The sequence below is a fragment of the Azospirillum oryzae genome (genome assembly GCF_900177515.1).
GTDB classification, from domain to species: domain Bacteria; phylum Pseudomonadota; class Alphaproteobacteria; order Azospirillales; family Azospirillaceae; genus Azospirillum; species Azospirillum oryzae_A.
In genome coordinates this window covers 1,015,661-1,033,335 of record NZ_FXAK01000007.1, presented here as the reverse complement: position 1 = coordinate 1,033,335, position 17,675 = coordinate 1,015,661, and the positions used below count along the sequence as shown (strand labels likewise).

At 67.0% G+C, this 17,675-nt stretch carries 24 protein-coding genes and 1 tRNA gene; 15 read left to right on the top strand and 10 right to left on the bottom strand.

What is annotated here, in order from left to right; translation table 11 throughout:
• Window position 1: 1 nt before the first annotated feature.
• Window positions 2-226 carry a hypothetical protein gene (locus B9N97_RS37040; protein ID WP_432264201.1) on the bottom strand — a complete coding sequence of 75 codons (225 nt, stop codon included), beginning with the start codon at window positions 224-226 and terminating at the stop codon, window positions 2-4.
• A gap of 30 nt (window positions 227-256) precedes the next feature.
• Between B9N97_RS37040 and B9N97_RS35035 the strand changes: the two genes are divergently transcribed.
• From B9N97_RS35035 to B9N97_RS37035, 6 genes are all read left to right on the top strand, one after another.
• Window positions 257-739, top strand: a complete 483-nt coding sequence (locus B9N97_RS35035; protein ID WP_143266747.1) for a helix-turn-helix domain-containing protein — start codon at window positions 257-259, stop codon at window positions 737-739.
• A gap of 213 nt (window positions 740-952) precedes the next feature.
• Window positions 953-1,402, top strand: a complete 450-nt coding sequence (locus B9N97_RS17395) for a ribbon-helix-helix domain-containing protein (protein ID WP_244560754.1) — start codon at window positions 953-955, stop codon at window positions 1,400-1,402.
• A gap of 1 nt (window position 1,403) precedes the next feature.
• A complete protein-coding gene (locus tag B9N97_RS17390) occupies window positions 1,404-1,586 on the top strand; it encodes a hypothetical protein (RefSeq protein ID WP_085088908.1) in 183 nt (60 codons plus the stop codon).
• Window positions 1,583-1,903 (top strand): hypothetical protein, encoded by a 321-nt coding sequence (locus B9N97_RS17385; protein ID WP_085088906.1) that lies wholly within the window; start codon window positions 1,583-1,585, stop codon window positions 1,901-1,903. The genes B9N97_RS17390 and B9N97_RS17385 overlap by 4 nt, the downstream gene beginning before the upstream one ends.
• Window positions 1,900-2,241, top strand: a complete 342-nt coding sequence (locus B9N97_RS17380) for a helix-turn-helix domain-containing protein (protein WP_085088904.1) — start codon at window positions 1,900-1,902, stop codon at window positions 2,239-2,241. The genes B9N97_RS17385 and B9N97_RS17380 overlap by 4 nt, the downstream gene beginning before the upstream one ends.
• 11 nt (window positions 2,242-2,252) lie before the next feature.
• Window positions 2,253-3,572 (top strand): tyrosine-type recombinase/integrase, encoded by a 1,320-nt coding sequence (locus tag B9N97_RS37035; RefSeq protein ID WP_085090633.1) that lies wholly within the window; start codon window positions 2,253-2,255, stop codon window positions 3,570-3,572.
• On the opposite strand, the gene B9N97_RS17370 is transcribed toward B9N97_RS37035, so the two are convergent.
• The 8 genes from B9N97_RS17370 to B9N97_RS17335 form a co-directional block, all read right to left on the bottom strand.
• A tRNA-Pro gene (locus B9N97_RS17370) sits at window positions 3,523-3,599 on the bottom strand. The two genes, B9N97_RS37035 and B9N97_RS17370, sit on opposite strands and share 50 nt — an antisense overlap.
• 94 nt (window positions 3,600-3,693) lie before the next feature.
• Window positions 3,694-4,158 carry a MerR family transcriptional regulator gene (locus B9N97_RS17365; protein WP_085088901.1) on the bottom strand — a complete coding sequence of 155 codons (465 nt, stop codon included), beginning with the start codon at window positions 4,156-4,158 and terminating at the stop codon, window positions 3,694-3,696.
• A 103-nt stretch (window positions 4,159-4,261) separates the two neighbouring features.
• The gene (locus B9N97_RS17360) at window positions 4,262-4,594 is read right to left on the bottom strand and encodes an integration host factor subunit alpha (RefSeq protein ID WP_085088899.1); all 333 of its coding nucleotides are present in this window, start codon (window positions 4,592-4,594) and stop codon (window positions 4,262-4,264) included.
• Window positions 4,595-4,749: 155 nt separating this feature from the next.
• Complete coding sequence (locus B9N97_RS17355; protein ID WP_085088897.1) at window positions 4,750-5,721, bottom strand: beta-ketoacyl-ACP synthase III; 972 nt, start codon at window positions 5,719-5,721, stop codon at window positions 4,750-4,752.
• Between the two features lie 3 nt (window positions 5,722-5,724).
• A complete protein-coding gene (plsX, locus tag B9N97_RS17350) occupies window positions 5,725-6,777 on the bottom strand; it encodes a phosphate acyltransferase PlsX (protein WP_085088895.1) in 1,053 nt (350 codons plus the stop codon).
• 82 nt (window positions 6,778-6,859) lie between these two features.
• The gene (gene rpmF, locus B9N97_RS17345; protein WP_085088893.1) at window positions 6,860-7,048 is read right to left on the bottom strand and encodes a 50S ribosomal protein L32; all 189 of its coding nucleotides are present in this window, start codon (window positions 7,046-7,048) and stop codon (window positions 6,860-6,862) included.
• A 190-nt stretch (window positions 7,049-7,238) separates the two neighbouring features.
• Entirely contained in the window at window positions 7,239-7,814 is a 576-nt protein-coding gene (locus tag B9N97_RS17340; RefSeq protein ID WP_085088890.1) for a YceD family protein, read from the bottom strand.
• 145 nt (window positions 7,815-7,959) lie between these two features.
• Window positions 7,960-8,541: a ubiquinol-cytochrome C chaperone family protein gene (locus B9N97_RS17335; protein WP_085088888.1), complete on the bottom strand. Its 582-nt coding sequence runs from the start codon at window positions 8,539-8,541 to the stop codon at window positions 7,960-7,962.
• A 132-nt stretch (window positions 8,542-8,673) separates the two neighbouring features.
• On the opposite strand from B9N97_RS17335, the gene B9N97_RS17330 reads away from it, so the two are divergent.
• The 9 genes from B9N97_RS17330 (at window position 8,674) to B9N97_RS17290 (ending at window position 17,138) form a co-directional block, all read left to right on the top strand.
• Entirely contained in the window at window positions 8,674-9,168 is a 495-nt protein-coding gene (locus B9N97_RS17330; RefSeq protein WP_085088886.1) for an outer membrane protein assembly factor BamE, read from the top strand.
• A gap of 26 nt (window positions 9,169-9,194) precedes the next feature.
• The gene (gene ribD, locus B9N97_RS17325; RefSeq protein ID WP_348520089.1) at window positions 9,195-10,334 is read left to right on the top strand and encodes a bifunctional diaminohydroxyphosphoribosylaminopyrimidine deaminase/5-amino-6-(5-phosphoribosylamino)uracil reductase RibD; all 1,140 of its coding nucleotides are present in this window, start codon (window positions 9,195-9,197) and stop codon (window positions 10,332-10,334) included.
• Between the two features lie 78 nt (window positions 10,335-10,412).
• Entirely contained in the window at window positions 10,413-11,000 is a 588-nt protein-coding gene (locus B9N97_RS17320; RefSeq protein WP_085088882.1) for a riboflavin synthase, read from the top strand.
• A complete protein-coding gene (ribB, locus tag B9N97_RS17315; RefSeq protein WP_085088880.1) occupies window positions 10,997-12,136 on the top strand; it encodes a 3,4-dihydroxy-2-butanone-4-phosphate synthase in 1,140 nt (379 codons plus the stop codon). Before B9N97_RS17320 ends, ribB begins: the two co-directional genes overlap by 4 nt.
• A gap of 22 nt (window positions 12,137-12,158) precedes the next feature.
• Entirely contained in the window at window positions 12,159-12,623 is a 465-nt protein-coding gene (gene ribH, locus B9N97_RS17310; RefSeq protein ID WP_012973639.1) for a 6,7-dimethyl-8-ribityllumazine synthase, read from the top strand.
• Between the two features lie 35 nt (window positions 12,624-12,658).
• Window positions 12,659-13,249: a transcription antitermination factor NusB gene (gene nusB, locus B9N97_RS17305; RefSeq protein ID WP_085088878.1), complete on the top strand. Its 591-nt coding sequence runs from the start codon at window positions 12,659-12,661 to the stop codon at window positions 13,247-13,249.
• Window positions 13,246-14,244, top strand: coding sequence for a thiamine-phosphate kinase (thiL, locus tag B9N97_RS17300; protein WP_085088876.1), 999 nt, complete (start codon window positions 13,246-13,248; stop codon window positions 14,242-14,244). The genes nusB and thiL overlap by 4 nt, the downstream gene beginning before the upstream one ends.
• A gap of 91 nt (window positions 14,245-14,335) precedes the next feature.
• Window positions 14,336-14,791, top strand: a complete 456-nt coding sequence (locus B9N97_RS17295) for a hypothetical protein (RefSeq protein WP_085088874.1) — start codon at window positions 14,336-14,338, stop codon at window positions 14,789-14,791.
• Window positions 14,792-15,035: 244 nt separating this feature from the next.
• Window positions 15,036-17,138: a sodium-translocating pyrophosphatase gene (locus B9N97_RS17290; RefSeq protein WP_085088872.1), complete on the top strand. Its 2,103-nt coding sequence runs from the start codon at window positions 15,036-15,038 to the stop codon at window positions 17,136-17,138.
• Between the two features lie 45 nt (window positions 17,139-17,183).
• Here the strand turns inward: B9N97_RS17290 and nrdR are convergent, their stop codons facing one another.
• Entirely contained in the window at window positions 17,184-17,651 is a 468-nt protein-coding gene (gene nrdR, locus B9N97_RS17285; RefSeq protein ID WP_014247245.1) for a transcriptional regulator NrdR, read from the bottom strand.
• Between the last annotated feature and the right edge of the window lie 24 nt (window positions 17,652-17,675).

The window sequence follows — 17,675 nt, the reverse complement described above, 5'->3', positions numbered from 1 at the left end:
ACTACCCGTTGACCGACAGCGCAGGAAGAGCGCGTGAACGCCGCACTCGCGGGCCTTTGGATGGTTGAGCGGTTTCAAGCGCCTCTCGAGTGATGCCCTGAAGGCCAAGGCGAGAAGCTGCACGCGCGACAATCCCCCAGTAACGCGGTGGAATTCCGTTCCTCCGCCACTTGTAGACGGCTTCACGATCAACAGGGCTGCCTTCGGCCTCCAAGGCCGCTGCCATGTTCGTGCCGCCACCGAAAGCGGATATGACATGATCGTGCGTGAGCATACACCGACAGTCCGAAAATATTTCGGACAAGTCAACGGGAATTCTTCGGACAAGGTTCCCGCTGATGTCGGGGATGATTCCATCTCACTGATGGAATCTGAATCGATGCCTCTCAAATCAGAAAAGGCCTATGCGGTCGCGGCCGGACGCAGATTGCGAGCCACACGCGAAGCGTTGGGGTATGTAACTGGTCGGGAATTTGCCCAGCTCACAAACGTCTCGGAAGACGTTCTATCTTCCTGGGAAAGAGGAAAAGCTCTCGTCAGGCCGTGGTATATCTCAACGCTAAAAGAGCGCTGGGGAATAACGCAGGACTGGATTTATGACGGCGAGATTAAAGGATTAGAGTTTTCGCTAGGCACCAAATTGAAGGATCTCGACTCACAATCCTCCCCCTCTGGAGAAAGAAGTGACTTATCGGAAATCGATAACGAGCCGAAAAGTAAGTTGGTAGCTCAGCGCTGATCAAAATTTCCCAATGCGCCATTACGATCCCAAGAGACTTTTTCATTAGCATACCAATCTGAAAACTTGAAGGGTGTCTTCGCAAGGTAGTGAGCCAAAGCTCCACCTCACCCTTCACGTGTCCGAAAATTTTTCGGTTTTCCCGGCCATCAGCCGTTGACCTGTCCGAAAATAATTCGGACAATGTGCGTCGAATCACGCACGAGGTAAAGGATGATGGATGTCTCCATCAAGGCCCCGCTTCAGCGTCGTGCCGGGGCGCAGAACGTATCCATGGACCGATCCTTCGCGCCGTCGCACTCCGAAAAGCTGGAGAGCACCTTACGGCATATGGATCCGGCTCTGCCGAAGAAGGGCTCAACGCCGTTGGTCACCTATAACGTGGTGGTCAACAACCGCTGGACCGTGCATCGGACCTCCATGCGACTCGATGTGACGTCGTGGCTGCTACTGGACCACATAGCGGAAGCGGAAGGATACGCGAACCGGGACGTCCTGATCAGCGCAGTGCATGAGCGGTTCCACGCCGACGAACTGCCGCTGACTGCCCTGGTCCGTCTCTTCCTTCAGACCTACACCGCGCCGGTCGCCGTGCTGGACTTCCTCGGTCGCGAGCGCCGAGCCAATGGCCGCGGGTTCGCGGCCGATCGGACGAGGAACTGACGTGACCTGCGCAGGGCAACAAACCGCTGCCATCGCCAGTCTGGCCCGATGGCATCTGGAGGAAGCCGGCCGGGCCGAGCTGGAGGCGGGAAACACCGGCCTTCCCTCCCGCCGCCTGCGTCTGCTGTCCGCCGCACGCTATCACCGCGACTGCGCCGAACTGGCACGGGAGGAACTGCCGTGATCCCAACCCTGGAGGCCACCGACTGGCAGATGTGCCACGCCGCACGGTTCGACACCCCGGCCGACGTCCGGCGCATCCAGTTCCGCCGGGGCGAGCGGCTGGTCATCCTCGCCGTGGACGAGGTGCCGGTCATCTGCGACATCCTCACCCCCGGCGTCTACAACGTGGACATCCCCGCCCACTACCCGCACGCCACCTTCCCCGTGCTTGTGGTCGCCGTCCCCTCCACCATCGCCTACCTGCTGGTGCATGGCGGACCGACGCGGGCGCTGCCGGCGGTGCCTCTTGCCGATCCGCACACAGGAGGTCCGGCATGACCGTCCGCACTGCCTTGGATCCGGCCTCGATGCCGCCGATCATCGGAGTCGAGCGGTCGATCACCGTCGCGGAGGCCGCCCGGACAATGGGCGCCGACGAGTCGACCGTGCGGAAGCTGGTGCGGCAGAAGGAATTGCAGGGATATCGACTCGGGAAGCGTGGGGTGCGCGTCTACGTCTCCAGCATCCGGGATTACCAGGAACGTCAAAAGCTTCAGGGGCCGGGCGTCGCGACGAAGGCCGCGCCGGCGCACAGACGTCCGCCGACACCTGCGCACCGCGAGGCTGTTGCCCAACTGGCGGCACTCGGCATCATGGTCTCCCCTGCCAAACCCTAGATCGCGGACACATGACCGTTTTCCATGACAAGGCGCGCAATCGCTGGCGCTACGACTTCCGACTCGATGGCACCCGATACAGCGGTTACTGCGTCGATCCGGACACTGGGCAGCCGGCGACCAACAAGACCGAAGCGCGCCGATGCGAGGCGCTGGTGCATGCGACAGCCCTCAAGTCCAAGCCTGCGTCGGCCGCGCCGACGGTCTTCACCGTCGCGCAGATGTTCGTCGCCTATGCCACGCGCAAGCAGGCGCTGAAGGACTGGCCGAACAAGCGTGTCTATGTGGCGGACCTCATCCACTTCTTCGGTCCGGAAACCGCGGTGGCCGAGCTGACCGAACAGCGGATCTGGGAATACATCGCCTGGGCGCGATCGCAGCCGGTGATGGTCTACAAGGGCGGGCCGAAGGCGCGCACGCCGGAAGAGCGGCTGAAGCACTATCATCCGACCGATCGCAACCGCGCCGACTCGACCATCAACCGCTATCTGGTGACTCTGGGGGAAGCGCTGCGAATCGCCCACGCGCTGCGCGACGGCGCCGGCCGCCTGCTGCTGGCCGAGCTGCCGAAGGTGCCCAAGCTGACGGAGGCGCAGCACCTGCCCCGCCCGGTTTCGGACAGCGATCTCGAGGCGATCATGGCGGCCGCGCCGCCGCATCTGCGCGACGGCATGTTGCTGGCCCGCCTGATGGGGTTCCGCAAGGCGGAGGTGTTCGGGCTGACCATCGACCAAGTCGATTTTCAGCAGCGTGGGGTTTGGCTTGAGGCAGCCTCGACCAAGGCCAACCGTGCCGAGTTCATCCCGGCCAATCCGGAGGCGATGGAGCTGCTGACGCACCTGGTGCGGCAGGCGCGGGAATGGAGGGTCACCCACCTGCTGACCTACCAGCATGGGGCGAAGGGGGAGCGCAAGCCGGTGAAGAACCCGAAGCGGGCTTGGCGGACCGCGCTGGAGAAGGTGGGGCTGAAGCACCGCTTCCACGACACCAAGGCCAGCTTCGTCACCGCGGTCGCCCATGTCGCGCCGGCGGCGGTCACCCAGCAGCTCGCCCGACACAAGAGCTATGAGACGACGCGGCGCTATCTGCGCGTCGCCGATGCCGCCGCCCGTCAAGCTGTGGAGGCGGCGACCATGGCGGCACTGCGTGTGGGAACCGGCCCGACTTCCACACAAGAGTTCCACACGGCGCCGATAGATGACGCACTGGCAGCCGATGAGGCGGGCAAAGAAAAAGCCTTGGAACCGTTGGGTTCCAAGGCTTTTCCGGTCCTTCCGGAACTGGTCGGAGCGACAGGATTTGAACCTGCGACCCCCAGACCCCCAGTCTGATGCGCTACCAGGCTGCGCTACGCTCCGTCAACTTCACCGCAGTGCTTGCGGCTTGGCTCCGGAAGGGAACGGGACTATAGCCGCGGGCTTTTGCCGATGCAACATCTCCCGTGATGATTTTTCAGCTTTTTTTGCTCCCTATTTCGGACAGGCGGGACAGCACCGATCGCAGCGATTTCAGCTCGTCCAGCACCATGGTGATCTCGTGACGCACGGCATCGGGCAGCGGCGGGTGATCGGCACCGCCCTCCCCGCCGTCATCGGACCCGTCCCCGGCGAAGGCCTCGACATCCGCCGCGTCGCCGCCATCATCCGTGTCCTCCGGCAGCGGCGGCGTCGGATCGGACATCCGCCCTTCCTTCAACAAGCGCTGGACGCCCTTGATGGTGTAGCGGTCCTCGTACAGCAGCGCCTGGATGCGCCGCAGAAGCTCGACATCCTCCGGCCGGTAATAGCGCCGGCCGCCGCCGCGCTTCAGCGGACGGATCTGGGGAAACTTCGTCTCCCAGAACCGCAGCACATGCTGAGGCACGTTGAGGTCGGTCGACACCTCGCTGATGGTGCGATAGGCCGTGGCGGATTTCATGACCGGATCAGGCCGCCACCAAACGAAGACCGGAGGCGACAGTCCGCTGGGCGGCACGGCACGGCGATGGACGGGACATCCGAATCATCGGAAAGGGCCGGCGTCAGGACAGAGCCCGCGCGGGCGTCGGCGCCCCACCCTCCTGAACCTCGTTGATGCGGTTCTTCAGCACATGGCTGGCGCGGAAGACCAGGACGCGGCGCGGCAGGATCGGCACCTCTTCCCCGGTCTTGGGATTGCGGCCGATTCGTTCGCCCTTCTGGCGGACCTGAAAGCTGCCGAAGGAGGAGATCTTCACCATCTCCCCCCGGGCGAGCGCATCGGAAATCTCGTCCAGGACGGTTTCGACCAGATCGGCCGATTCATTGCGCGAAAGACCGACTTCCTGATAGACGGCTTCGCTCAATTGCGCGCGCGTGACGGTGTTTTGCGACATTGTTCGACCTCCCCCCGCAACCATTGCGAAGACGGTAATCCGGGGGAAGAAGGTCCGTCAATTCAAAAGCTTGGCAGCCGCAAACGGCCCGGCCGAAGTCCGGCCGGGGTTGCAGCGCAGCATGCTGACGGGGAAACGGGGAAGGAGCGCCGGGCTTACCAGCGGACCAGCGCCGACCCCCAGGTCAGGCCGCCGCCGATGGCTTCCATCAGGATCAGGTCGCCGCGCTTGATACGGCCGTCGGCAACCGCCTCGCCCAGCGCCAGCGGGATCGACGCGGCCGAGGTGTTGCCGTGGCGATCCACCGTCAGCACCACCTTTTCCGGCGACAGCTTCATCTTGCGGGCCAGGCCGTCGATGATGCGGCGGTTCGCCTGGTGCGGCACCATCCAGTCGATGTCGGTCGACTCCAGGCCGTTGGCGACCAGAGCCTCCTCCACCACCGCCGACAGCTTGGACACGGCGTGGCGGAAGATTTCCTGCCCGTGCATGCGGACATGACCGATGGTACCGGTCGACGACGCGCCGCCGTCGACATAGAGCAGGTCGTACTGGCTGCCGTCGGAATGCAGGTGGGTGGACAGCACGCCGCGGTCGGACGAATCGCCCTTGGCCTCATAGGCCTCCAGCACGATCGCGCCGGCGCCGTCGCCGAACAGCACGCAGGTGGTGCGGTCGTTCCAGTCGAGAAGGCGGGAGAAAGTCTCCGCCCCGATCACCAGGGCGCGCTTGGCCTGACCGTTGCGCAGGAAATTGTCGGCCACCGACATGGCATAGACGAATCCGGCGCAGACCGCCTGGATGTCCATGGCGAAGCCCTTGGTCCCCAGCGCCGCCTGCACCTTGGTCGCCGTGGCCGGGAAGGTGTTGTCAGGCGTGGTGGTGGCCAGGATGATGCAGTCGATGCTGCCGGCCGGCACGCCGGCATGCTCCAGCGCGCGGGTCGCCGCGGCGATGGCGAGGTCGGAGGTCTTCTCCCCTTCCGCGGCGATGTGGCGGGACTTGATGCCGGTACGCTGGACGATCCATTCGTCCGACGTGTCGACCCGCTGTTCCAGATCTTGGTTGGTGACGACGTTGGACGGCAGGAAGATACCGCAACCCAGAACTCGGGAACGCATGACCATTGTTCAGCCCGCCGCCGCCTTCGTGTCGGGAAGAGGGTTCGCGTCGGCTATGCGCCCCATCTCTTCCTTGATGCGTTCGTTGAAGCCATGCGTCGCCAGATTGACGGCGACCGCGACGGCATTGGCGAAGCCGACCGCGTCGGTGCCGCCATGGCTCTTCACGCAGACGCCGCGCAGGCCTAGGAACATCGCGCCGTTGTAGCGGCGTGGGTCGATCCGCTCGCGGAAGCGCTTGAAGGCGCCCCGTGCCAGCAGATAGCCGATCCGGGCCAGGAGCGACGTCGCGAAAGTCCGGCGCAGGAACTCGGAGAACAGCTTGGCCGTGCCCTCCGCCGTCTTCAGCGCGACATTGCCGGTGAAGCCGTCGGTGACGATGACGTCGACCGTACCCAGACCGATGTCCGTGCCTTCGACGAAGCCATGGAAGCGGCCGGGCAGCGGCATGTCGCGCAGGCTGGCCGCCGCGGCACGCACCACCTCGTTGCCCTTCATGTCCTCCGATCCGATGTTCAGCACACCGATCGACGGCTCCGGCAGGCCCAGGATGGCGCGCGCGAAGACGGCCCCCATCACGGCGAACTGGACGAGGTTTTCCGGCTGGCATTCGGCGTTGGCGCCGAGGTCCAGCATCACGCTCTCGCCCCGTTGCGTCGGGAAGAAGGACGCCATCGCCGGCCGGTCGATGCCCGGCAGCGTCTTCAGCACGAATTTCGCCATCGCCATCAGGGCGCCGGTGTTGCCGGCCGACACCACGCAGGCAGCCTCGCCCGCCGCGACGGCGTCGATGGCAAGCCGCATGCTGGACTGGCGACCCGCGCGCAGCGCGACTGCCGGCTTGGCGTCACCGGCCACGAAGTCGGCGGTGTGGCGGATTTCCGCCACCGCCTTCAACGCAGGCCGCTGGTTCAGCAGCGGTTCAAGCCGCTGCTGGTCGCCGTACAGCAGAAAGCGCACGTCGGGATGGCGCTCCCGCGCGATGTCCGCCCCGGCCACGACCATGTCGGGACCGTGATCGCCACCCATGGCATCCAGGGCGATGGTCAGGCGCTGGCTCACCGCGAACAGGCTCCCCGGCTTGGACCCCGGCAGGGGCGACCAGCGCCCCCGGTCATCGGGACCTCAGACAACGCGATCCGGATCAAGCGGCCGCGGTGCCGCTCTGAACCACTTCACGCTGGTCGTAATGGCCGCAAGACCCGCAGACGTGGTGCGGACGCTTCAGCTCGCCGCAGTTCTGGCACTCGTTGTAGGCCGAGGTCGGCAGAGCGTGGTGCGAACGACGCATGTTGCGCCGCGACTTGGAGGTCTTCTTCTTCGGAACAGCCATGACCGTAAACTCTCTTCATTGGAAAGGGCGGCCCGAACAGGGGCCGCCCAGCGCGAGCGGCATTCAATAAGGCAAATGCCCCCAAAGGGCAAGCCCGAACAACCCCCATTTCGCAACCCCGCGCCGCTCATTGGTGGGGGTGGAAATGCCGGCCCTTATACAAGCCGCGGCGGGGAAAGCAACAGTGCGTTCAGTTCCGCGACTTCAACTGCTGCAGAACGGCGAAGGGATTGGGTTTCTCGGGCTCTTCCGCCACCTCTTCCTCCGCCGGATCCTCGTCGTAGCCTTCGAATTCCACCCCTTCGGCATGGGGATAGGGGTCGAGGCCCAGCGACAGGTGCTGCGCCGTCAGCTCGCCGATGTCGATTCGGTTGTTCTCCATCGGCTCGGGAATGTCCTCGTCCGACAGGGACGGGTCGAAATCGATCTCCAGCCCCTGGTCCTCGATCATCGACGGCGGCGCGAACAGCGCATCGAAGCTCTCGCTGACATGGGCGGGCACCGGCTCCAGCGTGACGACGCAGGTCTGCACCACATCGGCCTCCAGCTGGCCGGAGACGCGGATCATCTGGCCGCCGCGCACCGCGCGCAGTTTCACCGTGGCGGTCAGGCTGCCGATCGCCTCCAGCTCCAGCCGTTCGGCCAGCGCCTTGCGCTCCGTCTCCGTCGCTTCGATGGTTTCGGTCACGTCGGCGCGGCGCACCGCGTCGGCGGTGACGATGCGCGAGAATTCCGGGGCCGGCAGGGCACCGTTGGCAGGACTCATGGCGAAAGACTCTCTGATCGGAAACCGAAACGGCCGGCGCGACAGGCGACCGGCATCTTCTTGAGTCACATGCAGCCGCCGGACCGGAAAGGCAAGCCCTCCGGCATCGGACGGCCCACAGCGTCCCTCATATATAGTGTGAGCCTCACGCCGGCAGCGGCGCGAAGCGGACCTCCCCCCGCATCAGCGACTCCAGCGGCTGGGCGTCGAGCGCGGCGGCGCAGGCGCGGACATAGCCGGTCATGGCCGCCAGCACCCCGTCGGGCACCGGGTCCACCGTGCCGTAGAGGTTGTTGTCCAGCGCCACCTCCAGCCTGCCGTCGCCGGAGTCGGCCAGCGCCTCGTCATAGGCGCGGATTCGCCCGGCCATGCCACGCGCCATCGTCTTGACCTTCCGGGCGATGCCGCTGTCGCCGGCCCCCATCTCCATCAGCGACTTCTCGAAATCGTCGACCATCGTCTCATAGAGGCGCTGCGACAGTTTGCCCGCCTCCGCGCCCTGCCCCTTCAGCCGGCGCATCACCAGCAGCAGATGCAGCGCCACCATCTCGAACCGCCCGTCGAGCGTATCGGGCACGGCGAGCGCACTGTAGAAGGCCGGCTCGCGCGCCCGGCCGACGATGGCGGTGAACAGCCCACCCACCGCCGTGGCGTTGCGGGCACGGGTGCCGCCGCCGATGCCGGACATCAAAGGGGCCAGCAGACGGCCGATAAAGCTTCCTGACACGAACGGCAGCCCTTCCCCGACTCGGAGTCTCGTTGACAGGGCGAAGCAGCCGGTGCGATTGTCCCGTCCGGAGACTGTCCACAGCCGTGGACGGCCTCCCTGCCCCGCCGGCTCCATCATAGCCCGAGCACCATGACCAGATCGAACTTTTCCGCCCCCCGCACCGTCATTCGCACCGCCCTGCTGGGCAGCGTCCTGCTCGCCGGCCTCGCCGCGACCGGCTGCTCGCCCGTCGTCGCCACCCGCGGCAACCTGACGGACCCGCAGCTGGTGGCAGAGCTGCAGCCGGGCCAGAGCCGGCGCGACGACGTCGCCGCGGTGCTGGGCACGCCGACCTCGGTCGGCACCTTCGATCCGAACGTCTGGTACTACATCGGCCAGAAGACCGAGAAGACCGCCTTCTTCGAGCCGGAAGTGACCGAGCGCCGCGTTGTCGTCGCCCATTTCGACGACAACGGCGTCCTGCGCGAGATCAAGACGCTCGACAAGTCGGCAGGCCAGGACGTCGATCTGGTGGAGCGCACCACCCCGACCGCCGGCCGCGAGATGGGCTTCCTGGAGCAGATGATGGGCAACGTCGGCCGCTTCTCCGCCAAGGACACCAAGGGCAAGGGCCCCGGCAGCTGATCGCTTAGCCGACAGCCTGGCCCTCCGTGACCGCTCATCCCGATACAGACACCGACCTGCGCCACATGCGCGCCGCCCTGACGCTCGCCGCGCGCGGGCTGGGGCGCACCTGGCCCAATCCGGCGGTCGGCTGCGTTCTGGTCCGCGACGGCGCGGTGATCGGCCGCGGCTGGACCCAGCCCGGCGGCCGGCCGCATGCGGAGACGGAGGCGCTGGCCCGCGCCCGCAGCCTTTCCGGCGGAGCGGAAGGCGCCACCGCCTACGTCACGCTGGAACCCTGCAACCACTATGGCAGGACGCCGCCCTGCGCCCTGGCGCTGGTGGAGGCGAAGGTGGCGCGCGTCGTCGTCGCCTGCCAGGACCCCGACCCGCGGGTTGCCGGCGGTGGTCTGACCCGGCTGCGCGACGTCGGTATCGAGGTCGTCACCGGCGTCTGCGAGGCCGAGGCGCTTGCCCTCAACGAGGGCTTCTTCAACCGCATCACGCTGGGCCGGCCACTGGTCACGCTGAAGGTCGCCAGCACCCTGGACGGCCGCATCGCCACCGCGACCGGCGAGTCGCAGTGGATCACCGGCCCCACCGCCCGCGCCTGGGGGCACCGGCTGCGCGCCGGCCACGACGCGATCCTGGTCGGCATCGGCACCGCGCTGGCCGACGATCCCGAACTGACCTGCCGTCTGCCCGGCCTGGAAGACCGCAGCCCGGTGCGCGTGGTGCTGGACAGCAGCCTGCGCCTGCCGCCGACGGCGAAGCTCGCAACCGGTGCCGGCCGCATCCCGACCTGGGTCGTCACCGGTCCCTCCCCCGACCCCGCCCGTGCCGCGGCGCTGACCGCGCTCGGCGTCGAGGTGATCCCGGTCGCCGGTGCCAACGGACAGGTCGATCCGGCCGCCGCAATGGCCGCCCTCGCCTCCCGCGGCATCACCCGCGTGCTGGTGGAGGGCGGAGCGTCCATCGCCGGCGCCCTGCTTGGCGCCGGTCTGGTCGACAGGCTGGAGTGGTTCCGCGCCGCCTCGCTGATCGGCGGCGACGGGCTGCCGGCGGTTGCCGGCTTCGGAGTCGAGGCGCTGGCCGCAGTGGCGCGTTTCGAACGCACCGCCGTCCGCAGCGCCGGCGTCGATCTGGCCGAAAGCTACCGCCGGATCCCCGGCAAGGCATCGGTCTGACCGACGCAACAGACCGTTGCGCCGTTCGCGGTGTCGCGCGCGCTTCCCCTGGCCGCGAAACCTGCTAAATTCCCCGCCATGTTCACCGGAATCATCACCGATGTCGGGCGCGTCCGGGCCGTGGAGCGGCAGGGCGACACCCGGTTCACCATCGAGACCGCCTTCGACACGGAGACGATCGCGATCGGGGCGTCCATCGCCCACAACGGCGTCTGTCTGACGGTCATCGAAAAGGGACCGGGGACCTACGTCATCCAGGCGTCGGGGGAAACCCTGTCGAAGACGACGCTCGGCGGCTGGGAACCCGGCACGCGCGTCAACCTGGAACGCGCGCTGAAGGTCGGCGACGAGCTGGGCGGGCACATCGTGTCCGGCCATGTCGACGGCGTCGGCCGGCTGGTCTCGATCCGCCCCGAAGGCGAATCGCTGCGCCTGACTTTCGAGGCGCCGGCCACCCTCGCCAAATACATCGCGTCGAAGGGGTCCGTCGCCATCGACGGCGTGTCGCTGACCGTCAACGAGGTCGAGGGCAGCCGCTTCGGCGTCAACATCATCCCCCACACCCAGACCGCCACCACCTTCGGCGGGCTGAAGGAGGGCGATCCGGTCAATCTCGAAATCGATATGCTGGCGCGCTATGTCGCCCGGCTCGCGGGGCAGGAATGACGTCCGAGTTTCACCAATACCTGTCGAGCGCCGAAGAGATCATCGAAGAGGCGCGTCAGGGCAGAATGTTCATCCTGGTCGATGACGAGGACCGGGAAAACGAGGGCGATCTGGTGATCCCCGCCTCCTGCGCCACGCCGGAAGCGGTGAACTTCATGGCCAAGCATGGCCGCGGCCTGATCTGCCTGACCATGGACCGGCCGAACATCGAACGGCTGCGCCTGCCGCTGATGGCGCAGCAGAACGCCTCGCGTCACCAGACCGCCTTCACCGTCTCGATCGAAGCGCGCGAGGGGGTGACCACCGGCATCTCCGCGGCCGACCGCGCCCGCACCATCGCCGTCGCCATCGACCCGGCGTCCGGCCCGCAGGACCTCGCCACCCCCGGCCATATCTTCCCGCTGCTGGCGCGCGACGGCGGCGTGCTGGTCCGCGCCGGCCATACGGAGGCGTCGGTCGACATCGCCCGCCTGTCCGGCCATTCCAACTCGGCGGTCATCTGCGAGATCATGAACGATGACGGCACGATGGCCCGCCTGCCGGACCTCGTGCAGTTCGCCCAGTTCCACGGGCTGAAGGTGGGCACCATCGCCGACCTGATCGCCTATCGCCGCCGCACCGAGACCATCGTCGAGCAGGTGCTGGCCGGCACGCTGGACAGCCGCTACGGCGGCCGGTTCCAGTCCTACGTCTACGTCAACAAGATCCAGTATGCCGAGCACATCGCGCTGGTCCGCGGGGACATCTCCGGCGACGAGCCGGTGCTGGTCCGCATGCATGCCCAATCGGTGCTGGACGACGTGCTGGGCGACCGCAACTCCGGCCGCGACAACGACCTGCACGCCTCGATGGAGCTGATCGCCAAGGAAGGCCGCGGCGTCATCGTGCTTCTGCGCGAGCCGAACCCGAACGGCCTGTCGGTCACGCTGAAGGCCCGGCTGGAAGGTCAGGGCAGCAGCGTGCCCGAGCTGCGCGATTACGGCATCGGCGCGCAGATCCTGCTGGATCTGGGCGTCCGCAAGATGGAGCTGATCTCCAACCGCAAGAAGCCGATCATCGGGCTGGAAGGCTATGGCCTGACCGTGGTCGGCCACCGCGCGATCAATCCGGGCGCCGCCGAGCCGGGCGACGACTGAGAAAGGGACTGGTCGCCGCCGGATGACCGACACGCCCCACATCATGGTCGTGGACGCCCGCGTCCACGAGGACATCGCCGATGAGCTGGCGCGTGGCGCCGTCGCGGAACTGGACCGCGCCGGCGCCACGCACATCCGCTATGGCGTGCCCGGCTGTCTGGAGCTTCCGGCGGCAATCATGTACGCCATTCGCTCGATGGATTTCTTCACCGCCCGCAAGCGCTTCGACGGCTATGTCGCGCTGGGCTGCGTGATCCGGGGCGAGACGACGCGGTATGAAACGATCTGCGCCGAAAGCGCCCGCGGCTTGCAGGATCTGGCCCTGCGCTACAGTCTGGCGGTCGGAAACGGCATCCTGACGGTGGAAAACCGCGAGCAGGCCTGGGCGCGCGCCAATGTCGGATCGGTCAATATGGGCGGCCGCGCCGCGCGGGCCTGTCTTGACATGATTGACCTGAAGCGCAAATTCCGCCTCTATCCGCGCTGATCCCGACATCTCCTCTCTTTTAGCGACTGCAGATCATGAGCAACGACGACGCGGGCAGCCCCGTGACACCCGATCACGCCCCCAAGGGCGGCGACTCCAAGGGCAAATCGAAGTCCCGCAAGAACAAGACCGGCGGCGGCTCCGCCAAGGCGCGCCGCAAGGCCGCCCGTCTGGCCGCGGCCCAGGCGCTGTACCAGATCGATCTGGCCCAGGCCCCGGTCGAGAATGTCGTCGGCGAGTTCGTCGCCCACCGGCTGGGTGAGGAGATCGACGGCGACAAGTTCGTCGCCGGCGATCCGCAGCTGTTCGCCGACATCGTCCGCGGCGTCGTCCACCGCCGGGCCGAGGTCGACGGGGTGCTGGGCGCCGCGCTTGACCCGCGCTTCCCGCTCGACCGGCTGGAACTGCTGCTGCGCGCCATCCTGCGCGCCGGCGCCTATGAGATCGCGGTCCACATGGACACCCACCCGCGCATCCTCATCAGCGAGTATGTCGACGTCGCCCGCGCCTTCTTCTCCGGCCGCGAGCCGGCGATGGTGAACGGCGTTCTCGATCACGTCGCCCGCGCACTGCGCGCCGACGACCTCGCCAAGCCCGATCCCGGCCGTAGCGCGGGCGAGGAGTGACATCTCAAAGCCACCACCTCGGCGAGTTCGGCCGCATCGCCCGCTTCTTCAAGCCGCTGGCCGCCGGGTTCCCCGGCGCCCGCGGCCTGCGCGACGATGCCGCCGTGTTCGGGGTGCCGGAGGGGCGGGAGTTGGTGGTGACCACCGACGCCATGGTGGCCGGGGTGCATTTCTTCCCCGACGACGCGCCGGCCGACATCGCCGCCAAGCTGATGCGCAGCAACCTGTCCGACATCGCCGCCATGGGGGCGGAGCCGCTGGCCTACACGCTGGTGACCGCCCTGCCCCGCGGGCTGGACGAGTCGTGGCTGGAGAGCTTCGCCGCCGGCCTGGGCGAGGACCAGCGGCAATTCGGCATCGCACTGGCCGGCGGCGATTCGGTTTCCACGAGCGGCCCGATCACCCTGTCGGTGACCGCCTTCGGGCTGGTGCCCACCGGCCGCGCCCTGCCGCGCTGGGGCGGACAGCCGGGCGACCGCGTCTTCGTCACCGGCAGCATCGGCGATGCCGCCCTGGGGCTGGAGATCGCCTATGGCCGCCTCGACGTCCCGGATGAAGAGACCCGCGCCCATCTGCTGCGCCGGATGCGCCGGCCCGATCCGCGCATGAGCGTCGGGCCGCGCCTGATCGGGCTGGCCAGCGGCGCGATGGACGTGTCGGACGGTCTGGTCGCCGATCTGGGCCATCTCTGCGAGGAATCCGGCTGCGCCGCCCTGCTGCGGGCCGATGCGGTGCCGCTGTCGGATGCGGCGCGCGGCGCCATCGACGGCGATCCGGCCCGGCTGGCGCTGGCGATCACCGGCGGCGACGATTACGAGCTTCTGTTCACCGCCCCGCCATCGGCCCGTGACGCCCTGGCAACCCTGGCGGCAGAGTGCGGCGTCGCGATCACCGAGGTCGGCGAACTCCGCCCCGGCACACCCGGTGAGGTGGTCGTGCTGGATGCGGCCGGTGCGCCGCTGCCGCTGACCCGGCGCGGCTGGGACCATTTCTGACCGGCCCTTGCCGATCCCGCGCATTTAAGACAATCGAAAGCATCCCCGGCGCAGGGTTCGGCGAATTTGCGTCTGCGTAAGGTGTGCTGCCGTGGTCAAGGCCCTGATCGTCCTCGTGCTCGGCATCGTGCTGCTGGGTGGCGCCAGCTTCGGCGGCTGGTTCGTCTATCAGAAATACTTCACCCCGCATCCGGAAGAGCCGAAGAAGGTCGAGCCGCCGCCGAAGCCGCCCACCGCCTTCGTCCGTCTGGCCCCGCTGGTGGTGCCGATGATCGGGCCGTCCCGAGTCGAGCAGTTCGTCACCGTGGTGGTGGCGGTCGAGGTGATCCTAGAGCAGCAGCCGATGGTCCAGGCCAACCAGCCGCGCCTGACCGACGCCTTCCTGACCGCGCTCTACGGCGGCATCGCCGACAAGTCGATCCTGAACGGCGCTTTGGTCAATATTCCTGCCGTAAAGGCGAAATTGAAGGAGGCCGCCATCAAAGTGGTCGGCAAGGACGCGGTCTATGACGTGCTGGTTCAGGCGGTTACGCAGCGCAATCTCTGACCGCACCGCACAACACCCGCGACTTGCACCCTTTTTGCGGTGCAGAAGCCCTGCACTACCCATAAAGGTCAGGACCACCCTCGGCCATTTCGCCGCGTCGCCGCTCCCCGTGCGGCGGTTGCAAAGCGGCGGCACCGGGCGCATGCTTTTCCCGATAATACTTGCGCCCGACTTCTCCCCCACTTGAATCCGTGGTGGGACCAGCCTTTCCGGGGCGCGTCCTTAAAAGCAATCGGGGGATGCGATGGCTCTAGCGTTCATCGTCATCATCGCCGCCGGCCTGCTTGCGCTGGCCTACGGTTTTCGTACCGGAAAAGAAGTCATGGCCGCGTCGCCGGGGTCCGACCGGATGCAGGCCATCGCCGCCGCGGTGCAGGAAGGGGCGCGCGCCTATCTGAACCGCCAATACACCACCATCGCCATCGCCGGCGTCGTCCTGCTGTTGATCCTGTGGGTGACGCTGGGCTTTCCGGTGGCGCTCGGCTTCCTGATCGGCGCCGTCCTGTCGGGCAGCGCCGGCTATATCGGCATGAACGTCTCGGTCCGCGCCAATGTCCGCACGGCGGAGGCGGCGACCCGCGGGCTCGCCCCCGCGCTCGACATCGCCTTCAAATCGGGGGCGATCACCGGGATGCTGGTGGTCGGGCTTGGGCTGCTGGGTGTCGGCGGCTATTTCGGCATCCTGACGCTGGTCTACCACGTCAACGACCCGGTGGAGGTCCGCACCGTGCTGGAGGCGCTGGTGGCGCTCAGCTTCGGCGCCTCGCTGATCTCCATCTTCGCCCGTCTGGGCGGCGGCATCTTCACCAAGGGCGCCGATGTCGGCGCCGATCTGGTCGGCAAGGTGGAGGCCGGCATCCCGGAGGACGACCCGCGCAACCCGGCGGTCATCGCGGACAATGTCGGCGACAATGTCGGCGACTGTGCCGGTATGGCCGCCGACCTGTTCGAAACCTACGCCGTCACGATCGTCGCCACCATGCTGTTGGCGGCGATTTTCTTTACCGGCGGCGTGTTGCGGCTGATGCTGGTCTATCCGCTGCTGATCGGCGCGGTGTGCATCCTGGCCTCCGTCGCCGGCACCTTCGCGGTCAAGCTCGGTGCCGACAACGCCATCATGAAGGCGCTATATAAGGGTCTGGCCGTCGCGGCGGGTCTGTCGCTGGTGCTGATCCTGATCGTCACCGCGATCCTGTTCGGCTTTACCCGCGCCATCCCGATGACTGATGGCACGGCGATCACCGGCGTCAACCTGTTCGTCTCGGCCCTGGTCGGGCTGGGCGTCACCGGGCTTCTGGTCTGGATCACCGAATTCTACACCTCGACCGCCTTCCGCCCGGTGCGCAGCGTCGCCAAGGCGTCGGAGACCGGACACGGCACCAACGTCATCCAGGGCCTTGCCGTGTCGATGGAATCGACCGCCCTGCCGGTGATCGTCATCTGCGCCGGCATCCTGATCGCCCACGGGCAGGCCGGCGTCTTCGGCATCGGCATCGCCGCGACGACGATGCTGGCGCTGGCCGGCATGGTGGTGGCGCTCGACGCCTACGGGCCGGTCACCGACAATGCCGGGGGCATCGCCGAGATGTCGGACATGCCCGCCAACATCCGCGTCACCACCGACGCGCTGGACGCCGTCGGCAACACCACCAAGGCGGTGACCAAGGGCTATGCCATCGGCTCCGCCGGTCTGGCCGCCCTGGTCCTCTTCGCCGCCTATGTCCAGGACCTTGGCCATTACTTCCCGAACATCCCGGTCGAGTTCCGGCTGAACGACCCCTATGTCGTCGTCGGTCTGCTGGTGGGCGGCCTGCTGCCCTACCTGTTCGGCGCCATGGGCATGACCGCCGTCGGCCGCGCCGCCGGATCGGTGGTGGTGGAGGTGCGGCGCCAGTTCCGCGAAATCCCCGGCATCATGGAGGGCACCGCCAAGCCCGATTACGGCCGTGCGGTGGACATGCTGACCAAGGCGGCAATCAAGGAGATGGTGATCCCCTCGCTGCTGCCGGTGCTGGCCCCGGTGGTTCTGTATTTCGTCATCTCCGCCATCGGCGGGCAGGCGGCAGGCTTCGCGGCGTTGGGCGCCATGCTGCTGGGCACCATCGTCACCGGCGTGTTCGTCGCCATCTCAATGACGTCGGGCGGCGGCGCCTGGGACAATGCGAAGAAATACATCGAGGAGGGCAACCACGGCGGCAAAGGCTCCGACGCCCACAAGGCGGCGGTGACCGGCGACACCGTCGGCGACCCCTACAAGGACACCGCCGGCCCGGCGGTGAACCCGATGATCAAGATCACCAACATCGTGGCGATCCTGCTGCTGGCCATCCTGGCGCAATTCAGCTGAAGGGTCGGTGCGGGGCAGGAAACCACCCGCCCCGCACCGGACCACTCACATCCCCGGCGATGCTTCCGGCGCCAACTGCTCCACGAACTCGTTGAAGTCCGAGGCTTCGCGGAAGTCCTTGTAGACGGAGGCGTAGCGGATGTAGGCGACCTGATCCATCGTCTGCAGCGCCTCCATGATCTTCTCGCCGATCTGCTTCGACGGGATTTCGCTCTCGCCGGAAGACTCAAGCTGGCGGACCATGCTGTTCACCACCCGGTCGATGCGGTCGGCGTCGATCGGGCGTTTGCGCAGCGCGATCTTCATCGACCGCAGCAACTTCTCGCGGTCGAACGGCTCGCGCTGGCCGTTGCTCTTCACCACCGTCAGCTCGCGCAGCTGGACGCGTTCGAAGGTGGTGAAGCGGGCGCTGCAACTGGGACAGAAGCGCCGCCGGCGGATTGCCGAGTTGTCTTCGGTCGGGCGCGAGTCCTTGACCTGGGTGTCCTCGTTTCCGCAGAACGGGCAGCGCATCTGTCGATCACCTTATCGGATCAG